Source organism: Reinekea sp. (assembly GCF_982785585.1).
The window spans coordinates 107,974-132,874 of the sequence record NZ_CEYAVF010000003.1 but is presented as its reverse complement, the minus strand read 5'-3'; the positions used below and the strand labels follow the sequence as shown (position 1 = coordinate 132,874).

At 54.8% G+C, this 24,901-nt stretch carries 22 protein-coding genes; 11 read left to right on the top strand and 11 right to left on the bottom strand.

What is annotated here, in order from left to right; translation table 11 throughout:
• Positions 1 to 84: 84 nt before the first annotated feature.
• Entirely contained in the window at positions 85 to 1,533 is a 1,449-nt protein-coding gene (gene xdhA, locus AC4FIC_RS02470) for a xanthine dehydrogenase small subunit (protein ID WP_476194336.1), read from the bottom strand.
• Positions 1,534 to 1,775: 242 nt separating this feature from the next.
• Between xdhA and AC4FIC_RS02465 the strand changes: the two genes are divergently transcribed.
• The 4 genes from AC4FIC_RS02465 to AC4FIC_RS02450 are packed head-to-tail and all read left to right on the top strand — an operon-like array spanning position 1,776 to position 6,395.
• Positions 1,776 to 3,275, top strand: coding sequence for an ABC transporter ATP-binding protein (locus AC4FIC_RS02465; RefSeq protein WP_100258137.1), 1,500 nt, complete (start codon positions 1,776 to 1,778; stop codon positions 3,273 to 3,275).
• Positions 3,275 to 4,369, top strand: coding sequence for an ABC transporter permease (locus tag AC4FIC_RS02460; protein WP_227003695.1), 1,095 nt, complete (start codon positions 3,275 to 3,277; stop codon positions 4,367 to 4,369). The genes AC4FIC_RS02465 and AC4FIC_RS02460 overlap by 1 nt, the downstream gene beginning before the upstream one ends.
• Positions 4,369 to 5,295: an ABC transporter permease gene (locus AC4FIC_RS02455; protein ID WP_100258139.1), complete on the top strand. Its 927-nt coding sequence runs from the start codon at positions 4,369 to 4,371 to the stop codon at positions 5,293 to 5,295. Before AC4FIC_RS02460 ends, AC4FIC_RS02455 begins: the two co-directional genes overlap by 1 nt.
• A gap of 29 nt (positions 5,296 to 5,324) precedes the next feature.
• Positions 5,325 to 6,395 carry a BMP family ABC transporter substrate-binding protein gene (locus tag AC4FIC_RS02450; protein ID WP_100258140.1) on the top strand — a complete coding sequence of 357 codons (1,071 nt, stop codon included), beginning with the start codon at positions 5,325 to 5,327 and terminating at the stop codon, positions 6,393 to 6,395.
• 166 nt (positions 6,396 to 6,561) lie between these two features.
• On the opposite strand, the gene AC4FIC_RS02445 is transcribed toward AC4FIC_RS02450, so the two are convergent.
• Positions 6,562 to 7,161: a phosphoribosyltransferase gene (locus tag AC4FIC_RS02445; protein WP_100258141.1), complete on the bottom strand. Its 600-nt coding sequence runs from the start codon at positions 7,159 to 7,161 to the stop codon at positions 6,562 to 6,564.
• 108 nt (positions 7,162 to 7,269) lie between these two features.
• Here AC4FIC_RS02445 and AC4FIC_RS02440 point away from each other — a divergent pair, with 108 nt between their 5' ends.
• Entirely contained in the window at positions 7,270 to 7,848 is a 579-nt protein-coding gene (locus AC4FIC_RS02440; RefSeq protein ID WP_100258142.1) for a phosphoribosyltransferase, read from the top strand.
• 2 nt (positions 7,849 to 7,850) lie between these two features.
• On the opposite strand, the gene AC4FIC_RS02435 is transcribed toward AC4FIC_RS02440, so the two are convergent.
• A complete protein-coding gene (locus AC4FIC_RS02435) occupies positions 7,851 to 10,499 on the bottom strand; it encodes a winged helix-turn-helix domain-containing protein (protein ID WP_273286466.1) in 2,649 nt (882 codons plus the stop codon).
• A 238-nt stretch (positions 10,500 to 10,737) separates the two neighbouring features.
• Positions 10,738 to 11,550, bottom strand: a complete 813-nt coding sequence (locus tag AC4FIC_RS02430) for a carbohydrate-binding protein (protein ID WP_100258144.1) — start codon at positions 11,548 to 11,550, stop codon at positions 10,738 to 10,740.
• A gap of 303 nt (positions 11,551 to 11,853) precedes the next feature.
• Here AC4FIC_RS02430 and AC4FIC_RS02425 point away from each other — a divergent pair, with 303 nt between their 5' ends.
• On the top strand, positions 11,854 to 12,216 hold the full coding sequence (locus AC4FIC_RS02425; RefSeq protein ID WP_100258145.1) for a hypothetical protein: 363 nt from the start codon (positions 11,854 to 11,856) through the stop codon (positions 12,214 to 12,216).
• Positions 12,217 to 12,282: 66 nt separating this feature from the next.
• On the opposite strand, the gene AC4FIC_RS02420 is transcribed toward AC4FIC_RS02425, so the two are convergent.
• Together AC4FIC_RS02420 and pomA are read right to left on the bottom strand one after the other, a co-directional pair.
• Entirely contained in the window at positions 12,283 to 13,236 is a 954-nt protein-coding gene (locus tag AC4FIC_RS02420) for a MotB family protein (protein ID WP_100258146.1), read from the bottom strand.
• 20 nt (positions 13,237 to 13,256) lie between these two features.
• Entirely contained in the window at positions 13,257 to 14,009 is a 753-nt protein-coding gene (pomA, locus tag AC4FIC_RS02415) for a flagellar motor protein PomA (RefSeq protein ID WP_100258147.1), read from the bottom strand.
• A 250-nt stretch (positions 14,010 to 14,259) separates the two neighbouring features.
• Here pomA and AC4FIC_RS02410 point away from each other — a divergent pair, with 250 nt between their 5' ends.
• From AC4FIC_RS02410 to AC4FIC_RS02400, 3 genes are read left to right on the top strand one after another with little or no spacing between them, the layout of a single operon-like run.
• Positions 14,260 to 14,499 carry an exodeoxyribonuclease VII small subunit gene (locus tag AC4FIC_RS02410; RefSeq protein ID WP_100258148.1) on the top strand — a complete coding sequence of 80 codons (240 nt, stop codon included), beginning with the start codon at positions 14,260 to 14,262 and terminating at the stop codon, positions 14,497 to 14,499.
• A complete protein-coding gene (locus AC4FIC_RS02405) occupies positions 14,496 to 15,377 on the top strand; it encodes a polyprenyl synthetase family protein (RefSeq protein WP_100258149.1) in 882 nt (293 codons plus the stop codon). Before AC4FIC_RS02410 ends, AC4FIC_RS02405 begins: the two co-directional genes overlap by 4 nt.
• Positions 15,378 to 15,411: 34 nt before the next feature.
• A complete protein-coding gene (locus AC4FIC_RS02400; protein WP_100258150.1) occupies positions 15,412 to 15,729 on the top strand; it encodes a MazG nucleotide pyrophosphohydrolase domain-containing protein in 318 nt (105 codons plus the stop codon).
• A 24-nt stretch (positions 15,730 to 15,753) separates the two neighbouring features.
• Here the strand turns inward: AC4FIC_RS02400 and AC4FIC_RS02395 are convergent, their stop codons facing one another.
• The 4 genes from AC4FIC_RS02395 to AC4FIC_RS02380 all read right to left on the bottom strand — a co-directional run bounded on the left by AC4FIC_RS02395 (position 15,754) and on the right by AC4FIC_RS02380 (position 21,837).
• On the bottom strand, positions 15,754 to 16,485 hold the full coding sequence (locus AC4FIC_RS02395; RefSeq protein ID WP_476194338.1) for a substrate-binding periplasmic protein: 732 nt from the start codon (positions 16,483 to 16,485) through the stop codon (positions 15,754 to 15,756).
• A 155-nt stretch (positions 16,486 to 16,640) separates the two neighbouring features.
• Positions 16,641 to 17,441: a CLCA_X family protein gene (locus AC4FIC_RS02390; protein ID WP_476195063.1), complete on the bottom strand. Its 801-nt coding sequence runs from the start codon at positions 17,439 to 17,441 to the stop codon at positions 16,641 to 16,643.
• A gap of 4 nt (positions 17,442 to 17,445) precedes the next feature.
• Positions 17,446 to 20,547 carry an efflux RND transporter permease subunit gene (locus AC4FIC_RS02385; protein WP_100258153.1) on the bottom strand — a complete coding sequence of 1,034 codons (3,102 nt, stop codon included), beginning with the start codon at positions 20,545 to 20,547 and terminating at the stop codon, positions 17,446 to 17,448.
• Positions 20,548 to 20,556: 9 nt separating this feature from the next.
• Positions 20,557 to 21,837: an efflux RND transporter periplasmic adaptor subunit gene (locus tag AC4FIC_RS02380; RefSeq protein WP_100258154.1), complete on the bottom strand. Its 1,281-nt coding sequence runs from the start codon at positions 21,835 to 21,837 to the stop codon at positions 20,557 to 20,559.
• 170 nt (positions 21,838 to 22,007) lie between these two features.
• Here AC4FIC_RS02380 and dxs point away from each other — a divergent pair, with 170 nt between their 5' ends.
• Both dxs and AC4FIC_RS02370 read left to right on the top strand, forming a co-directional pair.
• The gene (gene dxs, locus AC4FIC_RS02375; RefSeq protein WP_100258155.1) at positions 22,008 to 23,894 is read left to right on the top strand and encodes a 1-deoxy-D-xylulose-5-phosphate synthase; all 1,887 of its coding nucleotides are present in this window, start codon (positions 22,008 to 22,010) and stop codon (positions 23,892 to 23,894) included.
• Between the two features lie 2 nt (positions 23,895 to 23,896).
• Positions 23,897 to 24,580: a zinc metallopeptidase gene (locus AC4FIC_RS02370; RefSeq protein ID WP_100258156.1), complete on the top strand. Its 684-nt coding sequence runs from the start codon at positions 23,897 to 23,899 to the stop codon at positions 24,578 to 24,580.
• Here AC4FIC_RS02370 and AC4FIC_RS02365 read toward each other — a convergent pair.
• Positions 24,569 to 24,901 carry a putative signal transducing protein gene (locus tag AC4FIC_RS02365; protein WP_100258157.1) on the bottom strand — a complete coding sequence of 111 codons (333 nt, stop codon included), beginning with the start codon at positions 24,899 to 24,901 and terminating at the stop codon, positions 24,569 to 24,571. The genes AC4FIC_RS02370 and AC4FIC_RS02365 overlap by 12 nt on opposite strands.

Here is a 24,901-nt window from a genome sequence, read left to right as displayed (position 1 = left end):
GCCCGACCGCTGACGTGCAGCAACGCACTATCGTGTGCCACGGCCTGGCCAACGACGCGATGCTCGTTCGGCGGTGGATCGGTTTCAAAGTGCCGCATGCGCTACCCTTACCTCAATATCGCCCTGATGTTGATACCAGAGGCGTTCGAATAAATTCTGGGCCACCGTCAAGCGATAGGCACTGGAGGCGCGTACATCGGACAATGGTTGAAAATCGGCGGCTAACTGCTCGGCGGCACGCTGCAAGTTGGCTAGGCTAAAGTCTTGGCCCAATAGCGCCTGCTCTACCCGGCGAGCCGGGGCCGGCGTGGCCGCCATACCGCCGAAGCCGGTGCGCACCCGAACGATCTGATTGTCGTCCAGTTCATAAGCAATGACACAGAGCACCGCGGATATATCGTCTTCGATACGCTTGGAAATCTTGTAGCAGACCAGCTTGGTCGCGGCCGAATGGGCCGGGATGTGCACCGCTCGGATCACCTCATTGGGACGCAGCAGCGTTTGCCGGTAAGCGGTGAAAAAATCCGCCACCGGCAGCTCGCGCTCACCCTCTACCGAGCTGCACAGCACGGTCGCCGACAGCGCTAATAAGAGCGGGGCCGGATCGCCGATGGGTGAGGCATTGCCCAGACTCCCGCCGAGCGTGCCAGCATTGCGAATTTGTTCCGAGCCAAGTCGGGTCCAGAGCTCCGCGGCCTGCGGATAGAGCGCATTGATCGTTGTTTGAAATTCACTGTAGGGTACCGCCGCACCGATACTTAAGGCACCGTCCAGGGTGGTACAGGACTTCAGCTCGGCGACCTGCGCGACGGAGATTAGATCCGGACAGGGCTTGAGTTGTTGACTAAATTCCAGGCATAGATCGGTGCCACCGGCCACCAGACGGGCCGCCGGGTTAGCCGCGCGCAGGCGCAGTAGGCTGGCTAAGTCTTGCGGCAGGTAAATCGTCCGGCCCGCAGCGCTGAGACTCGGCTGCGGATCGAGCGGCGCCGCAAAAAAGGCCGCCGCCGCCGGGCTGGTTAACAGCTCCACCGGCGGCGCTTGAAAAAGGCTGCGCGCGGCATCGAGGATCGGCCGATAACCGGTACAGCGGCACAGGTTACCGCCCAGTGCGTGAATCACCACACTGTCGCCCGGATAGTCACGGTGATTAAGATAGAGGCCGGTCAGGCTCATTATAAATCCTGGGGTACAAAAACCACATTGAGCGCCGTGATAGGCGACCATGGCTTGCTGCACCGGATGCAGACGATCTAGAGTCAGGTCGCCGGACTCGGTTAAGCCTTCTACGGTGAGTAGGTGTTGGCCCTGAACCTGGGCCAACAATAGAAGACAGGCATTAACGCTGCGATAGCGCAGACCATCGGCGTCCATCGACCCGAGTAACACCGTACAGGCCCCGCAATCACCAGAGGCACAGCCTTCTTTGGTGCCGGCAAGCCCTTTTTGAGTGCGCAGCCAGTCTAAAACGCTCAAGTTTGGTGCCAGACCGTCGAGCTGGACTCGCTCCTGATTCAGTAAAAATTCAATCACCCTCACCCTCCTGATGCCGCCGCGTGCTTGATAAAGCTACTTATTTTGGCCTGTGCGCGTTATTCTTTTTTGTTAAGATTTTCTATTTCAATATTGGTTAGCTTATTGCAAGTACAGTACCAGAAAACTGACCATCTGGTCAGTAGAATTAGAATAGTACTTTTTGGCAACTAAATTCAAGCTCATGCTACACAAAACAGATAAAACAGGTGGTTAGGTTGGAAAAGAGCTGTCGTCTCACCATGACTCATATCAGCAAGCGTTATCCGGGGTGCATTGCCAATGACCGCATCAGTCTGGCCATCGATGATGGCGAGATTCACGCCCTGCTGGGAGAAAACGGTGCCGGTAAGAGCACCCTGATGAAGATCCTCTATGGTGTCACCAAACCTGATGAGGGCGCTCTGACCTGGAATGGCACGCCCACGCGGATCGACTCGCCGGCAGACGCGCGAGCCTTGGGGATCGGCATGGTGTTTCAGCATTTTTCCCTCTTTGAAACCCTGACCGTGCGCGAAAACATTGAATTGGCGCTCGGCGACCAGGTCGGTGACAGCGCCAATCTGGCGCAACGGATAGTGGATACCTCGGCGCGCTATGGTCTGCCGCTGGACCCCGAACAACGGGTTGCCACCCTATCGACCGGTGAGAAACAGCGGGTCGAAATCGTGCGTTGCCTGCTACTCGACATACAGTTGTTGATTCTCGATGAACCCACCTCGGTGCTGACCCCGCAAGAGGTCGAGCGCCTGTTTGAGACCTTGCGCCTGCTCAGCCAGGAGGGTTGCTCTATTTTGTTTATCAGCCATAAGCTGCATGAGGTGGTCAGCCTGTGCGATAAGGCCACCATTCTGCGCCACGGTCAGGTCACCGGCCAATGCCGACCCCAGGAAGAGACAGCGGAATCCATCGCGCGCATGATGGTCGGTGACGACATCCCGATCAGCAACGACACCCAGCGCGCGACCGGCACCGGTGTGTTTCTCGATATCCGCCGGTTATCGACCAAGGCCGTCTCGACCTTCGAAGTTGCCTTGAAGAATATTAATTTCAACGTTCAATGCGGTGAGATTGTCGGTATTGCCGGCGTTGCCGGCAACGGTCAGGAAGAATTACTGCGTGCCCTATCCGGTGAAGATACCCGCTCGACCCAACAGCTGTGGATCGACGGGCACTGTGTCGATGCCTTGAGCCCGCTGCAACGACGCAGACTCGGCCTGGCCTTCGTGCCCGAGGATCGGCTTGGCCGCGGTGCGGTGCCGGAAATGGATCTTAATCAGAACACCCTGCTGACCAGCTTTGACTCCGGCCTAGTGCGCCGTGGATTCCTGCGACCCGGCGCGATTCGCGCGCTAACCGAGCGCATCATTGCCAAATATAAGGTTAAGACGCCCTCCGCGGATGCCTCGGCGGCGAGTCTATCGGGCGGTAATTTGCAAAAATTTATCATCGGCCGCGAGGTCGAACAGCAACCCAAGCTGCTGATCATGGCGCACCCGACCTGGGGGGTCGATATTGGCGCTCAGGTGGCCATTCACAACACCATCTTTGCGCTGCGCAACCAGGGTTGCGCCGTTCTAGTAGTGTCGGAAGATCTGGACGAACTCTATAAAATTTGTGACCGCCTCGGGGCCATCTGCGATGGTGCCGTATCGCCTTTGCGCCTCACCGACCAGATGCCCTTAGCCCAATTGGGTCGCGCCATGGCCGGTGACTTTGACGCTAACGAGGAGGCTGCCTGATGATTCGCTTAGAAACTCGCCCGGCAACGTCCAAGTTTTGGACCTATGTTTCGCCGCTGATGGCCGTTCTACTGACCCTCTTGAGCGGCTACGGTCTGTTTGCCGCCCTGGGTCAGGCGCCGCTGCCGGCCTTGCATACCTTCTTTATTCTACCGTTGGCCGACTGGTACGGGGTCAGTGAACTCTTCGTCAAAGCCATTCCTATTCTGCTCTGTGCCTATGGCTTGGCGCTCTGTTATCGGGCCTCGGTCTGGAACATCGGTGCTGAGGGCCAGCTCTTAATGGGTGGGGTCACCACCACGGTGATGGCCTTACAGTTCACCCAGTCCGACAGTGCCTGGGCCATGCCCTTGACGGTGCTGGCCGGTATCGCCGGCGGCGCGGCGTGGGCGGGCTTGGTCGCGTTTATGAAGATTAAACTGAATACCAATGAAACCCTGACCACCATCATGATGAACTACATTGCGCTGAACCTACTGCTCTGGGCGGTTTACGGTCCGCTCAAGGACCCAGACGGTTATAACTTTCCCGAGAGCGCCCTATTCGGTGACAGTACATTGCTGCCGATCCTGTTCGACGGCACCCGACTGCATCTGGGCTTGGCCTTTGCCCTGCTAGCCCTGGTGGCAACCTGGGTGCTAGTGAGCAAGTCCTTTATTGGCTTCCAGATTCAAGTCATCGGCCATGACCCGGCCGCCGCACGGATGGCCGGCTTTAGCAAAAACAAACTGGTATTGACCGTACTGCTGATCTGCGGCGGCTTGTCCGGCCTGGCCGGTGCGGTCGAGGTGGCTGGCCCAATCGGACAGCTGGTACCTCATATCTCGCCCGGCTATGGCTATTCGGCCATTATCGTCGCCTTTTTAGGTCGTTTGCATCCGGTGGGCATTACTCTAGCCGGGCTGTTGATGGCACTCATCTATATAGGCGGCGAGATGGCGCAGATCACCATCGGTCTGCCCAATGCCATCACCGGGGTGTTTCAGGGCCTGATTCTTTTCTATCTCTTATCCTGCGATGTCCTGATCCGCTATCGTATCCGCACCGACTTTAATTTCGCCTGGTTTGCGAAACCTGCCCAGGGAGAGCGCTGATGGATATCGAACTGCTAACCAATATTTTCTACCTCACGGTGCGCACGGGCACACCGCTGTTACTCGTCGCCCTAGGTGAACTGGTGTGTGAAAAAAGTGGTGTGCTGAATCTGGGTCAGGAAGGCATGATGCTGATGGGCGCGGTGATCGGCTTTATTACCACCTTCTATACCGGCAACCTGCTCCTTGGCTTCACCATGGCGGCCTTGGCCGGCGCTCTGATGGCGTTGCTGTTCGGCTTCGTGGCCATTACTCTGAACGCCAATCAGGTCGCCTCAGGTCTGGCTCTGACGATCTTCGGCACTGGCTTGTCGGCCTTTATCGGCTCAAGCTTTGAGGGTAAGACCATCGACGCCCTGCCGACGATCCATATCGGCTTACTGGAGTCGATCCCGCTGATTGGTCGGGCGCTGTTTGCCCAGGATGCCATTGTCTATTTTAGCTGGGTGTTATTTTTTGCCATCTATCTGTTTTTCCGCCGAGGACGTGCCGGCTTGAGCGTGCGGGCCGTCGGAGAAAACCCAACCGTGGGCAGCAATCTCGGCTTACGGGTACTAAAGATTCGCTATAGCTCGGTGATGTTTGGTGGGGCACTGTCCGGTTTGGCCGGTGGCTATCTGTCCCTCGCCTACACCCCGCTATGGACCGAAAACATGACCGCTGGACGAGGCTGGATCGCCTTGGCGTTGGTGGTCTTTGCCAGTTGGCGGGTCGGTCGCATTATGCTCGGAGCTTACCTTTTTGGCTTCGCCAGCATCATGCACCTAATCGCGCAGGGCTTTGGCCTGTCGATATCGTCAAATCTGCTGGCCACCTTACCCTATGTGGCCACCATCGTTGTGCTTGTCTTTCTCAGTAAAAATATTGAACGACTTAAACAGTTTGAACCCATGGCGTTAGGCAAGCCATGGCACAAACCGCACTAATTCCATTAACCCTTACAGAAGAGACTACCATGAAAAAAATAATCACTGCACTCGGCCTAACCCTTGGGTTGGCCATCACAAATACGGCTATGGCGGCCGAGCCGTTGAAAATCGGCTTTGTATACGTCAGCCCAACCGGTGAAGCCGGCTGGACCTACTCCCACGATGAAGGCCGCATGTTTGTTGAAGCCACCTTCGGCGATCAGGTTGAGACCACCTATGTCGAAAACGTCCCTGAGGGCGCTGATGCTGAACGTGTCCTGATGCAGTTAGCGAAGAGCGGCCACGAGTTGATTTTCACCACCTCGTTCGGTTACATGAACGCAACCTTGAAAGTTGCCAAGAAATTCCCGAATGTGAAATTCGAACACGCGTCGGGCTATAAACGTGCCGACAACGTTGCAACCTACTTCGACCGCATTTATGAAGCCCGTTACTTGAGTGGTGTCGTTGCCGGCAACATGAGCAAAAGCGGTGTGATTGGCTATATCGGTGCGTTCCCAATTCCGGAAGTCATCCGTGGCATCAACGCCTTTACGCTGGGCGCTCAGTCGGTTAACCCGGATATCAGTGTTCAGGTCGTCTGGGTGAACACCTGGTTTGATCCCGCTAAGGAACGTGAAGCGGCCGACAGCCTGATTAATCAGAAAGCCGACGTAATCACCTTCCATACCGATTCGCCTGCAGCCGTTCAGGCAGCTGAATCCGCCGGTGTCTATGCAGTTGGCTATCACTCCGATATGTCTTCGTATGGCCCAACCGCGCATCTGACTGCGGCCGTGCATAACTGGAATGACTACTATGTCGGTCGCGTTCAGGCTGCCTTAGATGGCACTTGGTCCTCTACCGATACTTGGAAGGGCATTGCGGCCAACATGACGACGATGGCGCCAATCAATAAGGCGGTTCCAGCCGATGTCGTGACCAAGGTCGAGATGCTTACCAAGCAGATCGCAGCGGGTACCCTGCACCCCTTTACCGGTCCCATCAACAACCAGGCCGGCGTTGAAGTATTGGCCGACGGTCAAGTTATGGACGATGGCGCACTGTTGGGCATGAACTATTATGTTGCCGGTGTGGAAGGTACACTCGAGCAATAAGATTGATCGACAAACCCCGGCGGGGTTTGTCGTTGTCGCGCCAGAACGACTGGCGCTTTTAAACAGCCCTCCCCACGCCTCTTCCTATGCCAACCTAGCACGCAACTCAGTAACCCCTTTAATAACGCTCAAGGCTAATGTCTGCAGCGATACAGGCCTCGTAGCCTTACTCAATATCAGTGGTGCGTGGCTTAATCCGTTCTGGATGGATCAGGTTGCTGACATAGGGCTTATGGGCATCTATTTCTCCCGGCGTCAGGCCCTTTAACTCGTAGGGGAAGACCAGCCAATCAGTGGTTTGGTGCAAACAATAGTCCGGTTTTAAGTCGGTTCGTTGAAAGTCTGAGCGTTGAAATAGGGTCGCGACTCGGACCTGCTCAGGCATATTCAATTTAAGCTGAGAGCGCAGCCGGGCCAGCGTGGCTTCGATGCTGTGGCCGGTACTGAACACGTCGTCGACGATCAATAGCCGGTCACCGGCATTCAGATGGTCGATCAAATACTGGGTACCGTGGATGCGAATAGCCGAAGGCTGATCCACCATCGACTGGTAGGCCGGCAAGCCGGTATAGGACGTGCGAATCGAGATATGGTCGGTGTCGACGCCGAGTGTCTGCAGGCATTCTTGTACATAGATACCGACCGCACTGCCCCCGCGCCACAGGCCAACGATAAAGCTGGGGCGAAACCCGCTTTCAAAAATCTGCAGCCCGAGCCGAAACGAGTCCTCGATCAGGGTGTCTTCGTCCAGGTAACGTTTTTTCATGCGGCGTCCTTGTGAGACCCTCGGAAAAGGGTTGGTTTAACCGACTCGGCTATCTATACTCGGGCTCATTAGGCCACAACACTGAGCGATGCTCAACAGGAGGTTCGGTTGCAAAAAACCTATTTAACCGGCGAACAATTACTGATCGATTCGTTCAAACTCGCCGAACAGGTTTTACTCAGCGGCTTCCGCCCCAGCTTTATCATCGCGGTTTGGCGCGGCGGCGCGCCGATCGGGATTGCAGTCCAGGAATATTTAAGCTTTCACGGCATCGAAACCGATAATATCGCTATTCGCACCTCATCCTATGCGGCCGGTATCGATCAACAAAGCCGCACGGTGAAGGTGCATGATCTAAACTATCTGGTCAAAAGTGTCCAGCAACACGATAGTTTGCTCATAGTCGATGATGTGTTTGATACCGGTCGCTCAATAGAGGCCATTATCGGCCAACTGGCACAGCGAACCCGGAACAACATGCCCCAAGATATTCGTGTCGCAGTGCCCTACTACAAGCCATCGCGCAGTGAAGTCAGCCGGATACCGGACTACTTTATTCATCAGACAGCCGCCTGGCTGAAATATCCGCACTCGATGGAAGGGCTCACCGCTATGGAGATGGCCGAAAAAAGACCGGCCCTGTATGAGATCATCAAGGCGCATCTGCCCAGCTCGGACGCACCCTAGCATTAGGCTTCCAATTTCAAATTTCGTGCTAACTCAACCGCATCGGCGCGCGTTTCAAACGCCAATTTTCGATTGATCGACTTAATATGAGAACGCACCGTCGACACCGTAATATTCATATCGGTGGCAATTTCCTTATTTTTTAATCCAGTGGTCAACAGATACAGGACCCGAATTTCCCGCCGAGTTAGCACTCTAAAGATCAACGCCCGGGAGTGCTCGAAATTTATATTAAATCGACTCTCTATCGGCAGGCCGTGAGCAATTAAAAATTCTGCTTGGCACTCATTTGCGGTCAATTGAAATACATTCACTAGTAGTTTAAATAGATGTTCAAAACCAAGCTCTGCCGACTCCGCCCGTAACATCTGGCAACCTTGCTCTGGATCTGCGTGCATAAAATGGGCGATACCCTGAGTGATTCGAACCTGCAGACAAAACAAGGCGGCCCCTTGGGCCATGCCCTGTGCATGCGAGGCATCTAATAGGTGGACGGCGCGATCAAATTCGTTTCGCGCCATATAGGCGAGGGCCCGCGTCCAGGACTCGGTGTTGCCAAAGCTGACCACAGCCTGAGCCGGGCCCTTTGGCACCCGCAGGTAGGAGCGTAGCTTGGATACCCGACCGGCATAAATCCAATAGAGCACTAAGGCGGCCTCACCCTCGACCCGCCACGCCTGACAAAACCTATGGTGCTGCTCTAATTGGCAAATATCTGTGGCCAGCTTTAGCAGTGCCTCATTGCTCTGTTTACCGCTTGCCATCGCAATAATCAATTGCTCGACTAGGGTGGGATATCGCCAATAGTTGCCAGAGGGTCGTTTGATCGATTCCGCCAACGTCAGATACTGCTGCGCCAAGCTATAGCGGTGCAGAGTTTTTAAGGTCGAGGCATGGGTACGATAGAGATGGTCGAGCGGAAATATTTTTGACAGGCCCTGGTCTCGACCGATGTCCAATGCCGCTTGCTGCAGCGCCAGACTTTGCTCGAGTTTATTTTGCTGAAAAAGAATGCGGGCCTGTAGATGAAAGGTCCGCACCTTGAGCGTGGTGTAGTTATTTTGCACGCAAACCGCTTCAGCTTTTTGGGTATAGGCTAGGGCCACGGGGAAATCACAATTGTTAAAGTAGGCTTCTGCTAGGGCCAGATAAGCCTGACATCGCTCCCATTGCAGCTGTTTATCGTCTGCCTGGATAATGGCCGCTTGACCCCATTGAATGGCCTCGCCATAGTCTTCTTGGATGGCCGCAATGGCCGCCTTAACACCGGCCAAACCCGAATAAATGGTGGGCGTCAGCTCACCATTTGCCAAGAAAATCTGCTCGCCCTCGTTGACCACGGCGCTGGCAAGCCCAGTGCGTTCATTAACCAATGACAACCAGGCAAAGGTCAGGGTCAAGTATGGCTGGGCAATGATCTGTTCCCAGCTCAGCGCGTCAAAGCAGTGGTTCAAAACTGGGTACTGGCCCTTGCGATAAAGCTCCCAACCCCAGTTGACGATAAAGACAATCAGGGCATCACGGTCGCCCGAAGCAATAAAATGATCGGCCGATTCCAGATAGTAGCCGCGTTCCAACCACCACTGAGCGGCGATTAAATTTAACGCCGACAACCCCAATGGCAAGCAAGCTTGGCAATGTTTAATGACCGCGGCGCGAAAAATACTGTGATAGCGATACCAAACGTCTTTCCGACCGGTCGTGGTGACAAACAGCTGTCGCTGCTGCAAGTGTTCCAGAATTGGACCGGCCGATGTAAGACTCGTTAATGCCTGGGCCAACTCTAAATTAAACCGCCGGCAAATGGAGGTAGCAGCCAAGAAGACCAGTGTTGGCTGGTCGAGCGTGCTGATAATTTCTTCCAGCAGATAATCTCCAATCATGCGCCGTTGCTGCAAGTCCAGACTCGGTTGCCATGACGGCTCAGACAGGTGGGAGATGCGAATCAACTGCAAGGCTGCGACCCAACCATCAACTTCCTGCAGCAACTGTTTGTCCTGGTGGATATAATGGCGAACACTTAGGTCATCGAAAAAAGCGCTGGTCTCTTGCTCGGTAAACTTCAAATCTTCCATGGATAATTCACAAAACTTATAGTCCGCCTTAAGCACACAGGACAAACCCAAAATAGGTAACCGCGATGCGACCACCAGATGCATCTTGTCGTGTGCACGCTCGAGGATTTTGGCCAGCAATTCCACAATTAGGGGTTCAGAGATACAGTGCCAATCATCGATCACTAGCAAAGGGGGCCGGCAGAAATGACGTAGCTGTTGACAAAAGAATTCGACAATCTGAAGAAGATTTGTGGAGTTTATTTTCGTCGTGTCGGAGCAGAATCGGGCCACCTTTTTATCGGGCATCTGCGCAAGCAGGGCAAATAGATAAGTTACAAAGCGGGGGAAATCGTTATCCAATTCATCAGCGGTAAACCAGCCCTTCTGGTTTTCCTGTTGTTCAAACCAACTTCCAAGCAGGGTTGTTTTGCCAAAACCAGCGGGCGCTTGAATAAGAGTCAGGGCATTGGTTTGATTTTCATCCAGCCTCATGAGCAGCCGATTTCGGGCAATTAGATGTTGAGGGCGGGTCGGGCAGCGCAGCTTGGACGAGAGAATTGCATGTTGCTCGAGGAAATTATTTTTAATCTTCATGTAATTAGCATAGCCACAGCGTCGAGGTTTAACGTTGATTAATCGACTATCTTTTATCAAAACGGTAGGAATGTCAGTAAAAATATTTTAGTTTTTCGAACTAAGTTTATATTTAAATTAACATTATTATCAAAAAGAAATGGACTGTATAGAAGTATCGGAGCGAGGACATAAGACTAGCAGTTCGCCCTGGCTAGAAAGCGGACGCGCGACAATGGGCCGCCCGTCCGGATCTAAATTAGCGCACAGTGGTTAGGCTGTAATTTTGACCATAATTATTGTCCCAATAAACTTGACCGTCGACGCTGTATTTAACCGCAAACTGAAGCGACTCGGCGTCACTCTGAGCTTCCGGTCCGGCGCTGTAAAAGTTCCACACCTCAACATCATTGGCATTTGGATAGCTCACCCAAGAATAGCCCTTATAACGGCCCGAGACGAAGCTGGCATTGCCGATATGGGTGGTCTGCCAGTTATCATAGGAGTAGTGAATTTCGACATCCTTATACATGGCATAGTTTTGCAGCATCACATCGATACTAAGATAGCCGTTTACATGACCGGTGTTGCCATTGTAGTCGTAGTCATAGGGTGCCCGAGAAACGGCCGTATCGACCAATAACGGCTTGGGCGTGTATTCACCTGATCCGGCCGGAATAAAATAGTTTCGGGTCAGGTTATTATCCCAGTAGACCGCGCCGTCAACTTCGTAGCGCAATACAAACTCCAGATCCAAGGCCTCACCCTCTGCATAAGGGCCAGTTATGTTGCGATTAATCCACAACGACCAGGTTTCCAAGCCATCCCCTATTGAACCGGAATAGCTCAGATCTTCGGTCGCCCATTCACCGTCATCGTCGCGGTACATCAGCTGTACTTTTTTCTCATAGGCTAGGTTTTCCACAACCGCTTCAATATTAATACCTTGCCACCTAAAGCCATATTTTGAATGCAATCGACTATCGACCTTATTCAATTCAATTTGCGCGGCCTGGGCGGAGATGGCTAACAACGACAGCCAAACTAACGCTATATATTTAACAAATCTCATTCCTAAATCCTCTCATCCTAGTCAGTATTAAACACCGCTGTATATCCTTTTTTACCAACTGTAGGCCAGCGGTGGTGTTTGCCACCCGCTAATAAGACCAGATTTTTATGAGCTCGGGAGGGTTGTTTAAATCGATTTGGCGAAATTAAAACCAATCTACCCCTGCCCCAGATATAGGTTTGCGGATGCTATTCTAGCGCCGAACGACGCTAGGATGGGTTGCGCTGACTACGGGCAGTACTGTATATTCATACAGACCCAAGACATTTCGAAAACAGACACTGCACTGAGACCGAGGTACTAATGACATATAATTATGAGGTGATTGCGAAGATGGCTGGTGATATTTCCAAGCAAATGCTCAAACTCAATAACCAGCTCGATAAGATCATCGACAAGCAGAATGAATTGACCGAACCGGACGTTCAGCAAGCGCTGGCCATCGAGTTAATCACGGCATTGAAATGGGACGAGGCTGCAAAGCTGTGTAGCGAGCAGGGCAAAGAGGAAGCCAAACGCACTCGATTGGCTGAAGATGAGGCATTGGTGCGCGAAGAGCTAGAGACCTTGCGAGATGAGTTGGTTGGGGTCTCCACAGGCGCCGTTACCGAGTCAAACACGGTCAGTCAAGCTGATGGGCCAGACTCGGCCGACGGCAACGACTAGAGCAGTGCAGCCGCTCACCGAACAACCGCTCGAGGGCGATTGCTCGGTGAGGCGGCCGGTGAGCCGTTAAAAGATCTCATCCGGAGTCAAGCCAAAGGATGCCGGGTCACCACCGTCCACGTCCTCGCCCTGTTCTTGCACAGGTATAATGGGCTTGTCGTATTCAGGATTGGTGCGCCTGATCAAAATTTCCACTCGTCGGTTTTGCGACCGCCCTTCCCGGGTATCATTTAGCGCCAAGGGTTTACTGGCCCCATGGCCGACGATGGTAAAGCGGTTCTCCGACAGTTCCGGTGCAATAAACAAATATTCCGCCACGGCCAAGGCTCGAGAAGCACTCAACAGCCAATTATTGCGAAACCGACTGGTGGCGATAGGCCGGTCATCGGTATGACCCTCGACCAGAATCTCGCCGGGTGTGGTCACCAACAGGCTGCGCACCTTATCCAATACGGGTAAGAATTGATCGGCCACATAGTCACTGCCCGCGCCAAAGCTCTGCTCCTTAACGCGAATAACAATGGTCTGATTGACCGCTTCTATTTGCAGCATGCCTTCAGCAATTTCCTCAGCCAAGGCCTGGGCCATTTGTTCGGCGATTTTTTCGGTGACGGCATCGGGCATCATTATCTCACGGGTCAGACCGCCGTCTTCACCCTGCCGCTTTTCCTGCATAGTAAAAGTGTCTTGGCACAGCGTCTCCAATGAATCCTTAAGATCGTCCACTGTATCCTGCTTGATCACGCTCAACGGCGTCGGATCTGGGCGACCAGGACTGAAATTTTGCGCAATAATACTGGTCCCCTTAGGGATAGCATCGGCGTAAATCTGAGTCTGCACACCGAAGGCGTTGCGCAACGAACCCGCTAGACGCTTAAATTTTAAGGCATCCATTTCGGAGAAGGACAGCAACAGCACAAAAAAGCACATCAGCAGGGCCATCAGATCCGAAAAGGTGCCCATCCATGCGGGTAGGCCGGGAACACATTCGGGACAATCGTCTTCTTCATCATCATCCATAGTCTACTAACTACCTTTCACTAACCGCCAACGCGTATATTGGCTGGCAAATAACTGTTTAACATCGTTTCGACAATACGGGGGTTTTGACCCGCCTGAATCGCCAATATCCCATCGATGGCCATTTTCTGGATAATTTCTTCCTGCGTGGCGCGAACCGCCAACTTGTCCGCAATCGGAATGGCAACCACCGTGGCCAAGAATGATCCGTACAGGGTAGTCAGAAGTGCCACCGCCATGGCTGGGCCAATGGTTTTCGGGTCGTCCATGTTGGCCAACATGCCCACTAGGCCAATCAGGGTGCCGATCATACCCATGGCGGGGCCAACATCGGCGAGCGCTCGGAAAAATAACCCACCGTCAGCATGCCGGGTGGTGGTCATGCTGACATCCTTCCTGAGCAAGGCATTGACCACTTCAGGATCGTGGCCGTCGACCAATAACTGAATGCCCTTGGACAAGAAGTCACTCGAGGTTTCCTTGCCTTCCAAGGACAGCAGGCCGCCTTTACGGGCTCCATCAGCGAGCTCTACAATCTCGGCAATCATATCTTCGGGCTTGGCCATCTTAAAGGCAAAGGCCTTACCGACGACCTTGCCGACACCGAGGAACTGCTCAAGGGTCATTTTTGACATGGCCACAAAGGTACTACCGGCGAATACGATCAGGACCGACGGTATGTTAATGAATATGGTTAGGCTACCACCGAGCAACATTGCCATTAGGATCATACCTACGGCGCCGACTAACCCAACCAGCATGGCTATATCCACAAATTACCCCTTTATAAAATTTTTTGACCTGAACGGTTTTCAACCTACTGGGTCATTTTAACACTAAGACCAAGCCCTTTTCGGCATAGTCACCATTATGCGACGAATGCTCGAATGGTGTCGAGCGACCGGAGCGAACACGGGCCATAATACATCCCTATTGCCGTATATCTATCGGCTTGGAAAAGGATATATTGACCCCTATTTTTCAAATCGTTACCTTTAGTACAATCATTATTGAGGAAATACCATGGCGAGCAAGAAAACTCCGGCCTTTGAAGACAAGCTAAGCACCTTGGAATCCTTGGTAGAGCGGCTAGAATCAGGGCAATTGAGCCTGGACGAGGCTATGGATGCCTTTGAACAGGGTATAAAGTTAACGCGAGATTGCCAAGAATCGCTCGCGACGGCTGAGCAGAAGGTACAGATCCTAATGACCAAAAGCGGCCAACAGACCCTCCAGCCCTTGCCTGAACAGGGTCGTGAATGAACCTCGAAGATTTTTTAAGCGATACCCGTAGCCAACTGGAAGAGCGACTGTTAGCCAGTTTTGCAGCACCACGCAGTGAACGACTGCGCACCGCAATACATTATTCCCTACTCAATGGCGGTAAGCGACTGCGGCCAGCCCTGGTGCGCGCCGCTGCCCTCGCGGCGGGCAATGACACCCAAGACTGGCTCGTGCCGGCCATGGCGTTGGAGATGGTGCATGTTTACAGCCTGGTGCACGATGATCTGCCGGCCATGGACAACGACGATTTGCGCCGCGGTAAGGCCACCAATCACAAGGCCTTCGACGAGGCCACAGCGATATTGGCCGGTGATGCTCTGCAATCGGAAGCATTCGCCATCCTAGCCGACGACGAACATTTGACCGACCGACAAGCTCGCCAGATGATTGCCCAATTAAGTCGCGCAGCCGGTGCCAATGGTATGGTCGGTGGGCAAATGATCGATTTACAGTCGGAACAGCAAAAACTGACCCTCGAACAACTGGAGACGCTGCATACCCTTAAAACTGGTGCACTGATTCAGGCCGCCTTGCGTCTGGGCGCACTGTGCCACAGCCAAGCCGATCCAGCCCTGCTCCAAGCCTTGGATGATTACGGTCATGCCTTAGGTTTGGCGTTTCAAATCACCGATGACATTCTTGATGTGACCGCCTCCACCCTAGTGTTGGGTAAACCGAGCGGCAGTGATTTGGCCTCGGATAAGGCCACCTACGTGAGTTTGCTCGGACTTGACGGTGCACGCCAGCAGGCCGATGAGCAAGGCCGTTTGGCCTTAGCGGCACTCGCACGCGTTGGTTTGGACTCACAGAGCCTAATGGGTCAATTGGCCGAGTACGTGATCCAACGCGATTATTAAGCCAACCATTCACCCCTAGCGGAGTCTCTAACCTATGCCCGAACTAGCCCCCCAGCCCCAGCTGGCCGATTTTCAACGCTATGTTGCCGAGCTGGAAGTTGAACGCGGCTTCGACCAGCAAACGGGCCGCGATAAATGCCTGATGCTCGGCGAAGAGGTGGGCGAGTTGTTTAAGGCGGTGCGCCAACGGGAAGGCTTGGCCATGGACCCCAATTCGCAGGTCGGCAGCATCGATGCCGAGTTGGCCGATGTGTTTATCTTTGTCTGTGCCATCGCCAACCACTATCAGGTTGATCTGGCGGATGCCTTTCTGGCCAAGGAAGCGCTCAATAAAACCCGGTCCTGGCGTTAAGACTTGGGCGTGAACCCTTGGGGCTTAATACTGAGGCAAATGAGCGTTGAAGCGATCGAGCAGGGCATCGCTCACCCGCCGACTGCACATTAGGTGCCGATTGGTGCCTTGCGCCAACTCTACAAAGGGTAGGAACTGATAATCGGCCCGAGCGAAATCATTGATGCCAATCAAATAGTCAATTTCCTCCACTGCGGCAAAAAAATAATCCACCCGACCGGCATTGAGCATGCGCAGCATGCTGAGGTTATCACCGGTGACCACGGTGGTTTGGGGCTTAAGTTTCACCAGCAATTGATCAACCACCGGTCCATAGGAATAGCCGGACTTAACCAATAGCTTTAACGACTGATCCCTAAGCAGTGCACTCAGGCTAGTGCCCTTGGTGACTCGGCGATTCGACTCTAGGGCGATGACCCGCTGCGGCTTATCTCTATAGATCGGCTGGCTGAAGCGGGCAAACTGTTCCCGCTCAGCGTTTTTAAACCAACCGAGCACGCAATCATTGGCGCTATTACCCTGCACCAGCCGCAGCTGCCGGTTCGATGGCGTTTGGATCCAAGCAACTTGAACACCCGCCTGACTGAAGGCCTTGACGACCGGACTGGCCGTTAAGCCACTGACCATTCCGGACGGGGTCGAGACGGCATAGGGAGGCCGATCGTGGTAGTGCACATTTATCACTTCGTCACTGGCAAGCGCTATCGCCGCGGGCTGGATCAGCCCAAGTATTACAAAGCCAAAAATTATCTTCATCCGCATCGAGGCGCACTCCCATTAGACCGCTGCGCCGCAGCCAACGAGCTCCGGCTTCTTTTCGTCAGGCGCACTGATAAGCTTGTTGACCTGCCTTGCTCGAAGAGTAGGTCAAACCGATGATGAATTCAAAATCGACGTGACTGGCTGGTTCTCTAGCCCGCGCTTGAGCCCTGTGGGGACTTGTGTAGCAGAGCCCCCAGGGTGCTGAAATAGCTGGCAAAGGCTCGATTAACCTCGCTGCGTTGCGTGGCCTTAGGGTACAGACCAAGCTCTGCCTCCGCAGATTGACGGGTGCCCTTGACCAGATAGGTGTTTTTAATCGCGGCGTCCTGCACAAAGGCTTCGAAGGCGCGCGCGCACATTTCCGCTGGCAAGCTGTAGTAGCGTCGACCGGCACGTCGATCGGCCTGTTGGGCCGCGAGCAGCAACGGACTGGCTACTCGGCTGTCCGGTTGGTAAAAAATCTTCTCGAAGCAAGCAAATAACAATTGGTTGAGCGGGTGATCGATGGTTGGCCGTTGGTTAGTCCATGCGCTGGAGGCGAAGTCCAACGGCGCCGGGTCGATGATGCTTTTGCCCGCTATATAGTGATCGAAGGCATGGAACCACTCATGAGCTATACTGCCGGGACCGGCATTTTTGGCCAGCGCAAAGGCGCGCATGGCCGGAGTGTAATGGGCCGCGACGCCCCATTGACCGCCGGTACCATATTCCAATGAAAGAGTTCCACGCAATGATATGAGGATTGCCGGGGCTGCCAAAATGCTCATCAGATCGGCCAACGCATCGTAAAAGAGCGGCGCCGAGACGGCCTTTTCCTCGGCCGTTACCCAGCGGCCAATGCGCACCCCATTAAAGCCAAAGCTTTGGTGAACATCAGCGAAGCTGACCAGCCACCCACCACGATGATCCTGACCGTTGCGGTAAAAGCGACCCTGGTCCGAGACCGACACCTGGCTATGGCTCTATCGCTGCCAACACCGGTTCAGCTAACGAGCGATCTGTCGGGGTATTGAACCGGGCCAAAAAATTCTCCAACGACAGTAGCATGGCGGGCACGAAGAGCAGAATCAGCACGATGCCATACATCAGACCGAAAGCGATGCCGGCCGCTAGGGGAATCAAAAATTGAGCATCGAACGAGGTTTCGAACATCAATGGTGTTAGGCCGCCCACGGTGGTCAGCGTGGTCAGCAGAACGGCGCGGAAACGCTGCACACTGGCCTCGATGACCGCCTCGCGCATCGGCATGCCTTGGCTACGCAATTCTCGATAGAAACTAACTAGAACAATGGAATCATTGATCACAATCCCCGATAAACCGAATAGCCCGTAGATACTTAACACACTCAGATCCAGATCCAACACCCAGTGGCCTACGATGGCACCGGTCAGGGCGAATGGAATCGCACTGATCACGGCAAAGGGCCAGGTCCAGCTCTCAAACACCCAAGCTAGGGTGATAAAGATCAGCGCTAGACCGAACAGTCCGCCGGTCTTAACGTCGGCAAAGAATTCCGCCTGAGACGCTTGATCGCCCTCTACATCGAGGCGAACATTGGGAAAGGCATTACTCAGTTGGGCACGCATGTCTTGATCGATCGCCTGATTGATTTCAGTCAGGTTAACGCCTCGGTTGGCCAACTGGGCGGTAATGACCGCTGACAGCTCGCCATCGACTCGGCTAAGTTGTTGAATGGCTCGCTCAGAGCTCGGGCTGGCCAAGGCCGCGAGCGGCCGAAAAGCACCATTGCCCAAGGCGATTGGTAATTGCGCTAAGGCAAACCAACTGTCGACATCGGTCTCACGGATACGCAACACCAGCGACAACTCCTCGCCCTCGACCTGCAGACTTTGTACTTCATAGCCGTCGACAAATTCACGCAATGAGCGGGCCAGCATGGTTGGGGTGAGCCCCAAAGCCTGGGCATCTGCCGTCAGCTTCAAATTTATTTGTTCCGCGCCTAAGGGCAGGTCATCGCGAATATCGAGCAGACCGGTCATTTCCGCTAACTCCATCTTGAGCAACTGACTGGCACCCTGCAATTGGGCTAGGTCTTCGGAGATTAAACGCACACTCACGCCGTTGGTAGAGGGACCTTGTTGACCTTCCACAAAGCTAAGCTTTACCAAGCCAGCCGGTGGCGTGACCTTGGCCCGCCAGGCGCTGATGATCTGGGTATTGGACAGACCGCGATCGGTACCGGCATCGAGCTGAACAAAGAGCTCGCCGCGTTGCGCTGAGCCGGCCTGCAATTCACGGATGATGGTCGATACCAGAGGCTCGCCAGCATCGCGTTCGACGCTCAACAAGGCTTGCTCCATATCAATCAAGAAAGCCTCTATGGTCGCTTGCGGGGTACCTTCGGCAAACTCCGCCTGCAACTGCACCTGAGGGGCTTGAATGGCGGGGAAGAAGACGAATTTGACCCGCCCAGACACGACCAGCATGATCGACAGCACTAAGGCCATGATCACCAGCGTGAAAGTAGTCGCGCGATAATCGACAGCCCAAGTCACCACACGGCGTACACCCTTCTGACGAAAGGCGTCAAAACCGCGTTCAAAAGCTTGCCGCCAGCGGCTCGGCGTTCTGGCTTGGCCCTTCTTAAAGCTGTGCGCCAAATGGCCCGGTAAGATCAGAAAACATTCGATCAGCGACGCGAGTATGGCCATAATCACAACAATCGGGACACCCTTGGTGAACGCGCCCGATGGCCCGCCGACCAGCAACAACGGCAGGAAGGCCGCGATGGTAGTCACCGATGAGGCAACCACCGCCGGCAACATGCGTTTCGCCGCTTTTATCGCCGCCGCCTCTGGCTCATCGCCATTGGCCATATTGGCGTAAGCGTTTTCCCCCACCACGATGGCGTCATCGACGATCACCCCGAGCGCAATCAGAAATCCAAGCAGGCTGATCACATTGATTGAATTGCCGGACAATTCCAGGAACATAAAGGTTGCTAAAAAGGACACCGGCACGCCAACGGCGACCCACCAAGCCAGTCGATGATTGAGAAAGATAAATAACACTATCAAGACCAATACCAGCCCACTCAGGCCGTTATTGACGATAATACTGACTCGCGATTGAACAAACTTATAGGTCTCGTTGTAGACCAGGATCTGGGCTCCGCCGGGCAATTGTTCGGCGAAATCGGTCTGCCAGGCGGCCAATGCATCGGCCATTTCCAGCGTATCCTGTTCACCGGAACGGCTCAGGCTGAGCTTCAAGGCAGGCAAATCTTGATAAAAAATCAGGCTCTGACTGTCATCGCGAAGACTCGACACGTCGGCGATCTGGTCGAGACTCAACAGTTGGTCATTAAGCGTGACGCTCTGTCGGGCTAAATTAGTGGCCGTCTGTTCGGCATTACGCACGCGAATCTGCGTGGTTACCGCGTCGGCTCCGGTAATGCCGGCTGGGGCATTGATGTTCGAGCGAGCAAACTGCTCGCCGATCTGGTCCAGACCAACCCCGACACTGAGATAGTCATTGATCGTTAACTCCGCTTCAATGCGCCGCTCCGGTAGGCCACTGACCACCACTTGGCGAATCCCTGACGCCTTGAGGCTTTTTTCAGCCCGGTCGCTGAGCAGTTCCAACTCCTCAAGTGTCAGATCCCCGTAGATCAGGACATCGGCGACTGGGTCGAAGACCACTACGGCATCGACCACCGTGTCGTCGGCGCCATCGGGCAGCGACAGAGCGGCAATGACGCTCTCGATATCGCTCATGACCTGCTCGATCGGAGCGGCCGAATCGTTTAGCGTCACGGTCATCTCTGCCCGCCCCTCGATGCTGGTCGTGGTGACCCGCTTGACGTCGGTCAGACCAAGAATGGCGCGTTCGACCGGGATAGAGAGACCCTCTTGAACATCTTCAGCACTGGCACCCGGCCAAGGCGTACTGACCCGCACCAAATTAAGATCGAAGTCGGGTAAAAACTGGGTATTGAGCCGATCCAGGCCAATCAGGCCGAGAAAGATAACGATAAACATCATCGCATTCGGGGCGATCCGATGCTTGGCAAAAGCGCTTATGATTCCGGTCATCGAATTCTCCTAGCGCAAAACAAGCGAGTTGGGTGTGCTAGCAACACGCACCGCCAACCCTTGGGCGGCTTCTTGCAATCGGGTTGCTAATACCTTGCTACCGTCAAGGTCACCGGTGACCAAGCGCCAGAGCTCACCATCCTGCAAGCGATCGCCGACCATCTGGACCGGCACCCGAACCAAGGCATCGTTCTCGACTCGATAAACATATTGATCACTGTAGACCGAGGTTTGCGGCACGGCGAAAGCTTCCACTCGCGGCAGATCGATCCACAGTCGATAATAGCGATTGAGCACTAAGGTATTAGCCCCCGGGTCAGTGGCGAAAAACAACCGCAGGCTGCCGCCATCTGAGGCAGGATCAACATAGGACAGCGCCACACCGACGGTCTGAATGTCGGCTTGGTTACCCAGTTGGGCGTCCAGTGCCAGGTTGCCGCTGAGTCCGCTTAACAAATCCACGCCGGCCAAGCTGCTCGCCGCGGCCCACGCAACGAGCTGCTGCTGATCGGGGTCCACTAGGGTCAGTAACGCTGCGCCAGACTGGACCTGCGCACCGACCTGAACCAGCACGCGCGAGACGCGACCGGCAAAAGGAGCGCTGATGGTCGCCTCGGCCAGGGCTTGTTTGGCCTGATCGAGTTGACTGTCCAAATCGACACCCTGTGCCTGATACTGCTGATCCACTAAGCGGAATCGTGCTATTGCCAGCTCACGATTCTGCAGTGCTAAGAGTTGGTTTTGATAGGTGCGTTCGACTACTTCCATTTCAGATGAGGACGTCAGATTACGAGCCTTCAGGTCGGTCAAGCGTTCGACGCTGCGTCGCGCGATGGCGACCAGATTGCGTTCGATGTCCAGGGCCTTCTTATTGCTGTCATGCTGCTGCGCCTCGAGCGCGCGCCGAGCATTTAAATCTTGGCGACGTGCTGCTAATTGATCAACCTGACGGGTCAGGGCGCGGGTGTCTAATTCGATTAAAACCGCGCCAGCCTCAACGCTATCGCCTTCTTGGACCCGAACTGCCAACACATCGGCACTGGCCGGACTGGTTACCGAGACCTGCTGGCGACTCTGCAACTGACTGTAGAGTTGCATCTGCGGAGCATAAGATTGAGACAACGGCGCTAGCGCCGCCACCGTTGGGGCATCGAGCAAGGGGTCCACAACCACGCCGGCCTCTGGTTTACCCGCGCGGGCGACCGGATTAGACATCAACCAACTGCCCACGGCGGCGCCAACGATCAAAACCAGCAAGGGATATAACCAACGACGCCAGCGAATAGACATACAAACTCCAAAAAAAATTTAAGAATAGTCTAACATACGCCGGTCAAACCATCTTGGATGGCAGAAATAAGACAATAGGCACTCCCATCGGCGATTCTTTTGGGTACACTAGCCGCAGTCCGCTCTGGGCGCTGCGCCGTAGGCGGTTTTCTGTAAAATCAGGGTAATAGATGAAGGTTTTTGACCACATTCCGAAAGTTCGCCCAACCACCGAGTTGCTCGATACGATCGACAGCCCCGCCGATCTAAAGCAGCTGGCTGTGCATCAGTTACCGCTCCTGGCCGATGAGCTGCGTGCCTTTTTGCTTTACAGCGTCGGTCAATCCGGCGGCCATTTTGGCGCCGGTCTGGGCGTCGTTGAGCTGACCATTGCCCTGCACTATGTCTACGACACGCCGGCGCAAAAATTGGTTTGGGATGTCGGCCATCAGGCCTACCCGCATAAGATCTTGACCGGGCGCCGCGAGCGCTTGCCAACCATCCGCCAGGAAGGCGGCCTGCATGCCTTCCCGCACCGTGCCGAAAGTGACTATGACACCTTCGGTGTCGGCCATTCCAGCACCTCCATTTCTGCCGCGCTTGGCATGGCCATTGCCGATCGTTTACAGGGTCGGGACCAACAGGCGATTGCGGTAATCGGCGATGGCGCCATCACCGCCGGCATGGCCTTCGAGGCACTCAATCACGCCGGCCACGATGGCGCCAACATTCTGGTGGTATTGAACGACAACGATATGTCGATCTCCGAAAACGTCGGTGCCCTAAATCGCGCCTTCTCACGCGTATTCTCCTCCAAGACTTACTCTCATCTGCGCGAGAACAGCAAGAAGGTACTGAAAAATCTGCCGCCGATGCTGGAGTTCGCCCGCAAAGCCGAGGAGCATATGAAGGGCATGGTCGCACCCGGCACCCTGTTTGAAGAACTCGGCTTTAACTATGTTGGTCCGGTCGATGGCCACGATGTGATCGAGCTGGTGCAGACCCTGAGCAATATCAAGACTTTTAAGGGACCGCAGTTTTTGCACGTCGCGACCCAGAAGGGTAAGGGCTTCTTACCGGCGGAAAATGAACCGATCAAATATCACGCCATCAATAAGATTGAGCGCCAAGCACCCGCCGATGTCGTCAAAGGGCCGACTAAACCCAAATATTCCAGTGTCTTTGGCCAATGGCTGTGCGATATGGCCGCGCACGATAAGCACCTGGTCGGCATTACCCCAGCCATGCGCGAAGGCTCCGATATGGTGGCCTTTTCGGCGCGCTATCCCGAGCGCTATCACGATGTCGCGATCGCCGAGCAACACGCGGTGACGGTTGCCGCCGGCATGGCCTGCGCCGGCCTAAAGCCGGTGGTGGCGATCTACTCAACCTTCTTACAACGCGCCTACGACCAGCTGATCCACGATGTTGCCCTACAAAACCTGAATATCCTCTTCGCCATCGATCGGGCCGGCTTGGTCGGTGAAGACGGCCCGACGCACGCCGGCAGCTTTGACTATACCTTCCTACGCTGCGTGCCCAATATGGTGGTCATGGCCCCGAAAGACGAGGCCGAGTGCCGACAGATGCTCAGCACCGGCTTTATGCACCCGGGTCCGGCGTCGGTGCGCTACCCACGCGGTACCGGTCCCGGAGTTGAGATTGCCAACGACCTAACCTGCCTGCCCATCGGACAGTCTGAGACATTACGCCAGGGCCATCAGGTCGCCATCCTCGCCTTTGGTAGCATGGTGGCACCCTGCATGGCGGTGGCCGAACAACTCGATGCTACGCTGATTAACATGCGCTTCATCAAGCCAATCGATCGGGCGGCGATTATCTTGGCCGCTCAGCAGCATGAACTGATCGTCACAGTAGAAGAAAACACCATTATGGGCGGCGCCGGATCGGCCATCACCGAGGTGCTCAGCGCCGAGCGCATCCTGTGCCATTGTTTGCAGCTCGGCTTGCCCGATGCCTACACCGACCACGCGCCACCGCAGCGCATGTTGGCGGCCGTGGGCCTAGACAGCGCGGGGATTCTGCGCTCGATACAACAACGTCTCGCGGAGGCCTGAGTATGCCGATTATCCTGTTAGTTGTGCTGGTCCTAGGCCTATTGGTTGGGCCGGGCCTGTGGGTGAAGCGGGTTTTGGCGCGCAACAGTCGGGTGCGCGATGATCTGTCCGGGACCGGCGGTGAACTGGCCACGCATCTGATCAAGCGTTTTGAGCTGAGCGAGGTGTCGTTGGAGCTAACCGAACTGGGTGACCACTATGACCCGGAGAGCAAAACCGTCCGCCTGACCGATGCGGTCATGAACCAGAAGAGTCTAACCGCGATCGCCACTGCGGCGCACGAGTTCGGCCACGCCTTGCAGCATGCCAAAGCCTATCGGGCGCTGAGCACTCGCACGATACTGGCGAAGCAAGCTGTAAAGATACAGCGCTTGGCCGGCTTGGCGGTGTTTGTAATTCCGCTGCTGGCCATGGTGCCCGGGCTGGCCCCCGTGGCACGACTGGTATTGGTTTTTTTTATCGGTTCAATGTTCTTATCGACCATTATTCATTTTGTCACCCTGCCCGTCGAGTTCGACGCCTCATTCGGCCGGGCCCTGCCGATCCTGAGCGAGGGCAACTATGTCTCGAACCGGGATATGAAAAAGGTGCGCACCATTCTGCTCGCCTGCGCCCTGACCTATGTCGCCCAGGCACTCTTGGGTGTGCTCAATTTCACTCGCTGGTTTGCGTTACTAAGGCGCTGAGCGTTCGTGGCGACAAGACCAACACAGTTCAAACGCGCCACCATTCTGTTCGCCGCACGCGCCACAAAACCACTCCTCCACGTCTGTGGCGGTGGCCTCCTGAATCAGCCGCTGCGCTGCATCGCGATCCCATTCGTTCACTAGCCAGAGCTGCGGCCAGACATCGATCGGTGATAACTCACCGGCCCCACCGGCGGCAAATTCATTGCGTAGACTGGTCTCAATGCGTTGCAGGCGCAAACTGTTTTGGACATTGACCACCTGGTATAGGTTGGGATGGGCGTAAATTGGCTCGGGTTTCTGGCGCGGCTGGACATTCAT